The following is a 10892-nucleotide window of genomic DNA, read 5'->3' as shown; positions in this document are numbered from 1 at the left end:
AATGGCTTCACGGATTATCGCCACTTCAACCAAAACCCTTGTAACTCAATTCTATCACTATATCTTTCCGCATTTCACTTTTTTGTAGTAACTTTGCAGCCGAATTTATAAAGCGATATAAAAAATTATGTGGTTACTATTAGCCTTTTGCTCGGCGGCACTGCTGGGCTTTTACGATGTATTCAAGAAAAAGTCACTGAGTAACAATGCCGTACTTCCGGTACTGGCTCTCAACACATTGTTCTCAAGTCTTATTTTCCTTCCGTTTATTCTGTTGTCGCACTTTGCACCACAGACGCTGCAAGGTTCTCTTTTTTATGTACCCGAGCTGGGGGGCTGGGAAGTTCATAAATTTATTCTGCTGAAGTCGTTCATCGTTTTGTCTTCATGGACATTCGGATATTTCGGTATGAAGCATCTGCCACTTACCATTGTAGGTCCTATCAATGCCACACGTCCCGTCATGACACTCGTGGGTGCGATGCTGATTTTCGGCGAACGGCTCAACCTGTATCAGTGGATTGGTGTGCTCATGGCGATTATCTCATTCTTCATGCTGAGCCGCTCGGGAAAGAAAGAGGGTATCGACTTCAAGCACGACCGCTGGATATGTTTTGTAGTGCTTGCTGCTGTACTGGGAGCCATAAGCGGACTATACGATAAATTCCTGATGGGACGGTTCAATAATATGCAAGTTCAGGCGTGGTATAATATCTACCAGCTTTTCCTGATGGGCGGTGTGCTGATGTTTCTGTGGTGGCCTAAACGGAAAACATCGACTCCTTTTCGCTGGGACTGGTGCATCATTCTGATTTCCGTCTTCCTCTCGGCTGCCGATTTCGTTTATTTTTATGCACTGAGTATGGAAGATTCCATGATTTCCATTGTATCAATGGTACGCCGCGGCAGTGTCATCGTATCGTTCCTGTTCGGGGCCATGCTGTTCCATGAAAAGAACTTGAAGAGTAAGGTTATCGACCTGATACTGGTGCTTATCGGTATGTTCTTCCTCTATCTGGGAAGCCGTTAAAAGCCAATTGCCCGAAAGCATAAAAAAACGTCCCGACGAATGGAAAGAAACATCGGCATGTTTTCATTCATTCGTCGGGACGTTTTTTGTATATCATCGGCACGTTATCCTGCCATCAGCAGAATAAGCAACTGAGCCGTGAGGATTCTCAGGAACATAGCAAGCGGATATACAGTAGAATATCCTACAGCCGGTGCATCGTTACCTGAAATCTGATTGGCATAAGCCAATGCAGGAGGGTCAGTATTACTACCGGCTATCAGTCCCATCAAGGTGAAATAGTTAATCTTATGTCGCCAGCGGGCTACCATTCCGATAATCAGCAACGGAATAAATGTAATCAGGAATCCGATACCTACATACAACAGTCCGTCACCTTCTACTACCGTCTGGACAAAATTGCCGCCTGCCTTTATACCGACACTGGCAAGGAACAACACCAGTCCCACCTCACGCAGCATCAGATTGGCACTCATGGTGGTATAGGTTACCAGCTTGACCTTGTGTCCGAAACGTCCGATAAGAATAGAAATAATCAGCGGACCTCCGGCAAGACCCAGCTTCACCGGAGTAGGCATACCCGGCAACGCAATAGGAAGACTACCAAACAAGATACCACAGAAGATACCGATGAAGATTGTCACGATGTTAGGATGATCCAGACGCTTCAACTGATTACCCAGCAAATCGGCAACTCGTTCGATGGCATCTTGCGGACCGACTACCATGACACGGTCGCCCACCTGAAGAATCAACTGTCTTGCAGCAAACAAATCCATACCGGAACGGTTGACACGCGTTACGTTTACTCCATACATATTGCTGAAATGAAGCTCACCCAGTGTCTTTCCGTTTATCGCAGGCTGTGTAACCAGAATACGGCGGGAAACCATCGGCTTGTCTTGCTTGCTCTGGTTATCCCAGTCTACGTCTTCTACCTTCGAACCGATGAACGCCTGTATAGCCTCCGAATCGTCTTCAGCACATACAATGTTCATTTCATCTCCCAGTCGCAATACGGTATCGGCAGTGGGAATGTGTACGTGTCCGTCCTGCAAAATACGGGAGCAGACAAAATCTCTTGCCAGGAAGTTCTGCACTTGTGAAAGCTTCTTTCCGCTCAATGCAGCGTTTTCAACTTTCAGAGCAAGGTTGTAAGGCTTCAGATGCGGATTGGCTTCTTCCTCTTTCTGAATATCGTCCGCTTCCTTGTCGAGGTTCACCCGACAGATATATCGGATAACAATCAGCGAAAGAATGATACCCATGACACCCAGCGGGTAAGCACATGCATATCCCATCGCAATTTCAGGTCCCTGATAATGCAGTTGCTGCAAAGCCTCGTTGGCGGCACCCAGTCCCGGAGTGTTCGTCACAGCTCCGCAAAGAATACCTACCATCATCGGAATGTCTACCCGCCCTTGCAACGCGTAATAGATAATCAGGGCCACTGCAATATTCAGTGCGACGATACCCATGGCCAGCATGTTCAGCCTGATACCTCCTTTCTTAAAAGACGAGAAGAAGGAAGGACCTACCTGCAAGCCTATACAAAACACAAATAGAATCAATCCGAAATCCTGCAAGAAGGAAAGAATGGACTGATTTCCTGTAAATCCTAAGTGTCCGGCAAGGATTCCCACAAAGAGTACGAAGGTAACACCCAGGGAAATGCCGAAGACTTTGATTTTTCCCAATAAAACTCCGGCGGCAATCACAAATGCGTACAATGCGACAATGTGTGCTATGGAGTCGGGATTAGTTAACAAATCTTGTAGCCAATTCATAATATTATTTTTTAAGCGTCACAAATGTAGACAATTAAAAAGAATCAGTCAAACATTGAATCTAAAAAAATACTCACTTTTTGCTGCGATGTGCAATAAATTTGTATATTTGCCTCGCACGGGTTCCAACCTCCGTGCCAACTAACTTAAATCATAATATCATAAACACTCATTCACTATGGCAGATAGTAAAGAAAAACTCTTTTCTGATTTTCCCCCCGTATCTACGCAAGAATGGATGGATAAAATCATGGTCGACCTGAAAGGAGCCGATTACGAAAAGAAACTGGTGTGGAAAACTAACGAAGGATTTAAAGTAAAACCGTTTTACCGCCAAGAGGATTTGGAGGGACTAAAAACAACGGAAGGACTTCCTGGAGAATTTCCATTTATAAGAGGTAATAAGAAAGATGATAATACCTGGTATATCCGGCAGGACATTCGAGTAGAAGATCCTGCAGAAGCGAACAAAAAAGCTCTCGATTTACTGAACAAAGGTATCGACTCGCTGGGGTTCCATATAAAAGCCAACGATTTGAACGCCGAATATATTGCCACTTTACTGAAAGATATTTGCTGCGACTGCATAGAACTTAATTTCACAACCTGCCAGCGTCATACTGTCCAACTGGCGGAATTGCTTGTCGCTTATTTCAAGGAAAAAGGCTACGATCCGGAAAAACTGCATGGTTCGCTGAACTTTGACCCGATAGGCAAAATGTTGCAAAACGGAAAAGATGTCAGCCCGATCATATCGAAAGCTAAAGAACTGGTGGAAACGCTGGCCGACTATCCTCACTTCCGCTGCATAGCTGTCAATTCTCTTCAACTGAACAATGCCGGAGCGTATATTTATCAGGAACTGGGATATGCACTGGCTTGGGGTAATGAATACTTAAGCCGCCTGACTGAAGCCGGAGTACCTGTCGACCTGGCTGCGAAGAAAATCAAATTCAATTTCGGCATCAGTTCCAACTATTTTATGGAAATTGCCAAATTCCGTGCGGCACGTATGTTATGGGCAGATATCGTAAAGGCTTACAATCCGCAATGTGAATGTGCATGTAAAATGTTAGCTCATGCCGAAACATCCAGCTTCAACCTGACATTGTTTGATGCACATGTAAACTTGCTTCGCACGCAGACTGAAGCCATGAGTGCTGCCATCGCCGGCGTAAACTCCATTACGGTCAGTCCGTTCGACAAGACCTACGAAACTCCCAATGATTTTTCGGAACGTATTGCACGCAACCAGCAGTTGCTGCTGAAAGAGGAATCGCACCTGAACCGCATTGTCGATCCGGCAGGTGGTTCTTATTATATAGAGAACCTGACTGTTTCTATCGCCAAGCAGGCATGGGACCTGTTCCTTCAAGTGGAAGATGCGGGAGGTATGGTACATTCTGTACTGGCAGAAAACGTACAGAATGCTGTAAATGCGAGCAATAAGGCACGCCACGAAGCGGTTTCCAAACGCAAGGAAATCTTACTGGGTACCAATCAATATCCTAACTTTAACGAACTGGCAGGGGATAAAGCTCCGCTGGAATACAAATGTGGCTGCGGAAGCGGACATTCTCACGACGAAGAAGCTTCTTTCGCCAAACTGGAAACCAGCCGCGCTGCCAGTGAATTTGAAGCTCTCCGCCTGCAGACCGAACATTCGGGCAAGCGTCCGAAAGCCTTTATGCTGACTATCGGAAACCTTGCCATGCGTCAGGCTCGTGCTCAATTCTCATGCAACTTCCTGGCTTGTGCCGGATATGAAGTAATAGATAATCTGGGATTCCCGACTGTAGAAGAAGGTGTGGAAGCAGCCATGAAAGCTCATGCCGACATCGTTGTAATCTGTTCGAGCGATGATGAGTATGCCGAATATGCCATCCCGGCATTCAAGGCAGTAAACGGCAGAGCTATGTTTATCGTAGCAGGAGCTCCTGCCTGCATGGAAGAACTGAAAGCTGCCGGTATAGAGAACTTTATCCATGTACGCTGCAACGTATTGGAAACCTTGAAAGAATATAATGAAAAGTTAGGAATTAAGTAATGCTATGAAACCGAATTTTAAAAATATCGACATATATGCCGGATTCCAGCCTCAAAATGGTATGGAATGGCAAAAGGCCAATGACATCAAGGCCAATTGGAGAACGCCGGAACAGATTCAGGTGAAGCCGGTTTATACGAAAGAAGACCTGGAGGGCATGGAGCACTTGAACTATGCTGCGGGTATTCCTCCTTATCTGAGAGGTCCGTACTCGATGATGTATACGTTCCGCCCGTGGACGATCCGCCAGTATGCGGGTTTCTCTACTGCCGAAGAATCGAATGCTTTCTACCGTCGTAATCTGGCTTCCGGTCAGAAAGGTCTGTCGGTTGCTTTCGACCTTCCGACTCATCGTGGTTACGATCCCGATCATCCGCGTGTAGTGGGCGACGTAGGTAAGGCAGGTGTTTCTATCTGCTCGCTGGAAAACATGAAGGTATTGTTCGACGGTATTCCACTGAACAAGATGTCTGTTTCCATGACCATGAACGGAGCTGTACTGCCTATCATGGCATTTTACATCAATGCAGGACTGGAACAGGGTGCCAAGCTGGAAGAAATGGCAGGTACCATCCAGAACGATATTCTGAAAGAGTTCATGGTGCGTAATACTTATATTTATCCGCCTGCCTTCTCCATGAAGATCATTTCGGATATTTTTGAGTATACTTCTCAGAAGATGCCGAAATTTAATTCAATCTCTATCTCGGGTTATCACATGCAGGAAGCGGGTGCCACTGCCGATATCGAACTGGCTTATACACTTGCCGACGGCCTGGAATATCTGCGTGCCGGAGTAGCTGCGGGTATCGACATCGATGCTTTCGCTCCTCGTCTGTCGTTCTTCTGGGCTATCGGTATGAATCATTTCATGGAAATTGCCAAGATGCGTGCCGCACGTATGCTGTGGGCCAAGATTGTAAAACAGTTCAATCCGAAGAATCCGAAATCGCTTGCACTGCGTACACACTCGCAGACTTCGGGATGGTCGCTCACGGAACAGGATCCGTTCAATAACGTAGGACGTACTTGTATCGAGGCGATGGCTGCTGCACTGGGACATACTCAGTCACTGCACACCAACGCTTTGGATGAAGCAATCGCCCTGCCGACTGACTTCTCCGCACGTATCGCACGTAACACACAGATTTACATTCAGGAAGAAACTCAGATATGCAAGAACGTTGACCCGTGGGGCGGTTCTTATTATGTGGAAGCGCTGACCAACGAACTGGCTCATAAGGCATGGGAACATATTCAGGAAATCGAGAAACTGGGTGGTATGGCTAAGGCTATCGAAACCGGTATTCCGAAAATGCGTATCGAAGAAGCGGCTGCCCGCACGCAGGCTCGTATCGACTCGGGCGAACAGACCATCGTAGGTACGAACAAGTATCGTCTGGAGAAGGAAGATCCGATCGATATTCTGGAAGTAGACAATACGGCTGTACGTCAGGAACAGATAGAAAACTTACGCCGTCTGCGCGAAGGAAGAAATCAGGCTGAGGTGGATAAAGCACTGGAAGCTATTACCGAATGTGTACGTACCGGCAAAGGCAACTTGCTGGAACTGGCTGTAGAAGCTGCCCGCGTACGTGCCACACTGGGAGAAATATCCGACGCGTGCGAAAAGGTCATAGGACGTTATAAAGCAGTAATCAGAACTATTTCAGGCGTGTATTCATCAGAAAGTAAAAAGGATGCAGATTTCGCAAGAGCTTGCGAACTGACCGAAGAATTTGCAAAGAAAGAAGGTCGCCGTCCGCGTGTAATGATTGCCAAGATGGGACAGGACGGACACGACCGTGGTGCGAAGGTAGTGGCTACCGGATTTGCCGACTGCGGCTTCGATGTGGATATGGGACCGTTGTTCCAGACTCCGGAAGAGGCTGCACGTGAAGCTGTAGAAAACGACGTACATGCAGTAGGTGTTTCTTCACTGGCTGCCGGACACAAGACGTTAATTCCGCAGATTATCGCGGAACTGAAACGTTTGGGACGTGAAGATATTCTGGTATTTGCCGGAGGTGTCATCCCGGCACAAGATTACGACTTCCTGTACAAGGCTGGAGTCATGGCTATCTTCGGCCCGGGTACTTCCGTTGCCAAATCTGCTTGCCAGGTAATGGAATTGTTACTTGAAAATACAGAAGATTAAAAGTTAAAACAGTACCTGTAAACTATAATGTACCCTCAGAGAAGCCACTATCTCATCGGCTTCTCTGAGGTAACAATAAAAACGAATGTCTGCCTGACATAATCTATTAAAACAAAAGTCAGACACAGGTATAAAAAGAATAGCGAAAGTTCCTTTTATCAGAACTTCCGCTATTCTTTTTTTATTATAGCATTATTATTTTTTCTTATAATCGTGCACTATAGCTTCCGTAATCCAGTTTGCCAATGCCTGACGGTTATCGGGGATGACCAGACGTTGCTGGTCGCGTGCATTTTGAATATTGGCCAATTCCAAAAAGACGGCATAAGGCGTTGAATTGCGAAGTACAAATAAATTTCGTGCACTTACCGTACCTCCAAAACCTCTGTTGGGCTGATGACGGTCGTACTTTGCCGTAAATGTACGACGTAACTGATCTGCCAAACGCTTTCCATACTTACTTCCCGGAGTATGGTAAAAGAAAACATCTGTCTGCTTTCCTCTACTACGACTATCCACATGAATGAATATGGCACGCTTATAATTGCTCTTATCCTTATAATACAAACGGTTGATAGCATCGCAACGCTGCTGTAATCTTGCCACCTGATTCAAAGGAATGGTTTTACCCATACAAGTTTCACGCTTACTGTTATTCAGAACAGCCGTATTACGAATTCCATCCTTTTTATCCTGAATGATAAAATGAACCTTGGCACCACGCTTCAGTAATTCTCTACCCAGTCTCAGAACAATATCATAAGCATATTCATCCTCATGCAATTCCTTTCCATGATATTTACCGATACATCCCGGATCGGGACCTCCATGTCCGCTGACTAAATAAAACGTTGCACCCTCTAACGAATGGGATGTTATCTGATAAGCAGCCTGTGACTTTCCAAACAACGGTTCGTAACCCGAACCCTTCTTTTTCCGTGAAAATCCGGGAAGTACTACCAGACAACACAAGATGAGTAATATATACCTAATCTGTGTCATTTCAATAACTCATCTATTTTTTTACACAGAGCCGAAAACTCTTCTTCATTATACAGACGTGTCATCATCACAATCTTTCCCGCCTTATCAATCAAGACATTACGAGTAATGCCTGCATTCCGGACAGCGTATTTAGCAAATATATCTGCTCCGGGGTCGAGTCCGAGCGGATAAGTAACCTTCGTCTGCTTGGCAAATGCTTTCACTTTCTCCAGTGGTTCATCACGGTCTACGCCATAAAGTGCAAATGAAGCATTATCTTTATGTTTCTGCCAGATATCCCGTTCGATGAAAGGCATTTCTTTCCGACAGACACCACACCAGCTTGCCGTAAACTGAAGCATGACAACCTTTCCACGCAGAGAGGATAGTTTAATCTTTTGCCCATCGGTCAGTGTCATTTCAAAATCGGGAGCCTCATCTCCCACTTTTACTATATATCCTACTTCATCGGGAGTAACTTCCTGAGCCCTTACAGTAGATATTCCAGCAAACAGACAGCCAAACAAAGCTGCCATCATTACCCATTTTTTCATCATATACTGATAGTTTTTAATAATCGCCCCCCAAATATACAAAAAAATCGACACATCAAAAGGAAACTTCCAGCCGATGCCCCCCCCTTTCAAACGTGTTTAAATATTCGTTAATATTATTTTAAGAATCATATTTAAAGAATCGATTCAAGGCTATTTGGCACATTTAACCGATTATCTTATCCAGCAACAATTCGTTTTGCACAAAAAATAAAACCACCCCTACAATCAGTAGAGATGGTTTTAAAAACTTTTTATGCTATTATTCCTTCCAATTACAAAGGCATATTACCATGCTTCTTCGGAGGATTGCTTACACTCTTGTTCTGAGTCATTTCAAGAGCCTGAATCAGTTTGTAACGAGTATCCTTCGGAAGGATGATCTCATCGATATAACCCTGTTCAGCTGCACGATACGGATTAGAGAATTTCTCTTTGTATTCTTCTACAGCCTTAGCCTTTTCTTCCGGAGTAGCCTTACGATACAGAATGTTTACAGCTCCATCGGCTCCCATTACAGCAATTTCGGCTGTAGGATATGAGAAGTTTACATCAGAACCAATAGGTTTACTGTTCATCACAATGTACGCACCTCCGTAAGCCTTACGTGTAATCACTGTAATCTTAGGCACTGTAGCTTCGGCATAAGCATATACAATCTTCGCTCCGTGACGGATGATACCGTTGTGTTCCTGAGTACATCCTGGCAAGAATCCCGGAACATCTTCGAAAGTAACGATTGGAATATTGAAACAGTCGCAGAAACGGATGAAACGAGAAGCCTTATCTGAAGCATCGATATCGAGTACACCTGCCAGATATGCCGGCTGATTGGCAACGATACCTACCGAACGTCCGCCCAGACGAGCGAAACCAACGACAATATTCTTGGCAAAATGAGGCATAACCTCGAAGAAATAATGATTGTCGACTACCAGTTCGATGATATTCTTGATATCGTACGGCATGTTCGGATCATCAGGAATAACTGTCATCAGTGATTCATCTGCACGACGGATATCGTCTGTGCAAGCGATAGAAGGAGCATCTTCCATGTTATTGGAAGGTAAGAAACTCAACAATTCGCGGATGCTCATCAAAGTTTCTTCTTCTGTTTCGCAAAGGAAATGAGTCACACCACTCTTACTGCTATGGGTATAAGCACCACCCAATTCTTCCTTGTCTACTTCTTCGTGAGTAACAGCCTTTACAACATCCGGACCTGTAATGAACATGTGACTCTTTTCCTTCACCATGAAAATGAAGTCGGTCAACGCCGGTGAGTAGCAAGCACCTCCTGCACACGGACCGAGGATAGCCGAAATCTGCGGAATCACACCCGAAGCAATTGTATTCTGATAGAAGATTGAAGCATATCCAGAGATACTTCCTACACCTTCCTGAATACGAGCACCACCCGAGTCATTCAAAGCAATAACCGGAGCACCATTCTTCAAAGCCAACTGCTGTACCTTTACAATCTTCTGTGCACCGGTAGCACTCAACGTACCACCATATACAGTAAAGTCGTAAGCATATACATAAACCAGACGACCATCAATTTTACCATAACCGCAAACGATACCGTCACCCGGAATATGCTTTTTATCCATACCAAAATCGGTACAGTGATGGATAACCAATTTATCTATTTCATTGAACGTACCTTTATCAAGCAACATATCGATACGTTCGCGGGCAGTCATATGACCATTAGCATGTTGTTTTTCTACACGCTCTACTCCTCCGCCTTGAGAAGCCAGCTTATCCAGCTCCTCAAAATTCTTATATTGTTCTGCTGTTGTCATAAGTTTAATTTTCTTCTTTTACTACATCCAGAGTCATGATAACCTGGTTACTGTTTACAGAGTCGCCTTCATTTACAAGTATGTCCTTTACAACACATTCGCTGTTTACCTTGTAATTACTCTGCATCTTCATAGCTTCAATTACAACTACGATATCGCCAGCCTGCAAGCGGTCGCCTACCTTCACCGGAATCTTCACAACCTTACCCGGCATCGGAGAAACAATCTTATCCTGCTGTTTCTCGTCAGCATTCTTACGCATACGGAGGTATTTAGCCTGTGAGTCTATGATATCGATATTATATGACTGGTAGTGAGCGTTTACCGTATAACTCTTTCCACCTTCCTTACGAATCAGTTCGGCGTTGTACGACTTTCCCTCATGCAAGATAGAGCAACTACCGTTTTCTGCCATTACAATATCCACATCGTAAGGAACACCATCGATAGTCAACTGTACTTTATTGCCTTCTTTGCTGACCAGTGTAACGTCAGCCACTCTGTCACCTATATGTATTTCCATA

The 10892-nt window shown here is 44.9% G+C and carries 8 protein-coding genes; 3 read left to right on the top strand and 5 right to left on the bottom strand.

Annotated elements, in window-relative coordinates; all coding sequences use genetic code 11:
* Positions 1-127: 127 nt before the first annotated feature.
* Positions 128-1030 (top strand): EamA family transporter, encoded by a 903-nt coding sequence (locus tag ACZM60_RS09330; protein ID WP_489521352.1) that lies wholly within the window; start codon positions 128-130, stop codon positions 1028-1030.
* Between the two features lie 104 nt (positions 1031-1134).
* On the opposite strand, the gene ACZM60_RS09325 is transcribed toward ACZM60_RS09330, so the two are convergent.
* Positions 1135-2817 (bottom strand): putative transporter, encoded by a 1683-nt coding sequence (locus tag ACZM60_RS09325; protein ID WP_489521351.1) that lies wholly within the window; start codon positions 2815-2817, stop codon positions 1135-1137.
* Between the two features lie 178 nt (positions 2818-2995).
* On the opposite strand from ACZM60_RS09325, the gene mutA reads away from it, so the two are divergent.
* Together mutA and scpA are read left to right on the top strand one after the other, a co-directional pair.
* Positions 2996-4864 (top strand): methylmalonyl-CoA mutase small subunit, encoded by a 1869-nt coding sequence (gene mutA / locus ACZM60_RS09320; protein ID WP_489521350.1) that lies wholly within the window; start codon positions 2996-2998, stop codon positions 4862-4864.
* Between the two features lie 4 nt (positions 4865-4868).
* Positions 4869-7022, top strand: coding sequence for a methylmalonyl-CoA mutase (gene scpA, locus ACZM60_RS09315; protein WP_489521349.1), 2154 nt, complete (start codon positions 4869-4871; stop codon positions 7020-7022).
* 195 nt (positions 7023-7217) lie between these two features.
* Here scpA and ACZM60_RS09310 read toward each other — a convergent pair whose 3' ends face one another.
* From ACZM60_RS09310 to ACZM60_RS09295, 4 genes are all read right to left on the bottom strand, one after another.
* The gene (locus ACZM60_RS09310) at positions 7218-8024 is read right to left on the bottom strand and encodes an N-acetylmuramoyl-L-alanine amidase family protein (RefSeq protein WP_489521348.1); all 807 of its coding nucleotides are present in this window, start codon (positions 8022-8024) and stop codon (positions 7218-7220) included.
* The gene (locus ACZM60_RS09305; protein ID WP_489521354.1) at positions 8021-8560 is read right to left on the bottom strand and encodes a TlpA family protein disulfide reductase; all 540 of its coding nucleotides are present in this window, start codon (positions 8558-8560) and stop codon (positions 8021-8023) included. Before ACZM60_RS09305 ends, ACZM60_RS09310 begins: the two co-directional genes overlap by 4 nt.
* 275 nt (positions 8561-8835) lie before the next feature.
* Positions 8836-10368, bottom strand: a complete 1533-nt coding sequence (locus ACZM60_RS09300) for an acyl-CoA carboxylase subunit beta (protein WP_489521347.1) — start codon at positions 10366-10368, stop codon at positions 8836-8838.
* A 4-nt stretch (positions 10369-10372) separates the two neighbouring features.
* Positions 10373-10891, bottom strand: coding sequence for an acyl-CoA carboxylase biotin carboxyl carrier protein subunit (locus ACZM60_RS09295; protein ID WP_021971247.1), 519 nt, complete (start codon positions 10889-10891; stop codon positions 10373-10375).
* Position 10892: the final 1 nt, after the last annotated feature.

The sequence above is a fragment of the Phocaeicola sp. genome, assembly GCF_057861905.1.
The sequence above is the reverse complement of the archived record's forward strand: the minus strand, read 5'-3'. Positions and strand labels throughout refer to the sequence as shown.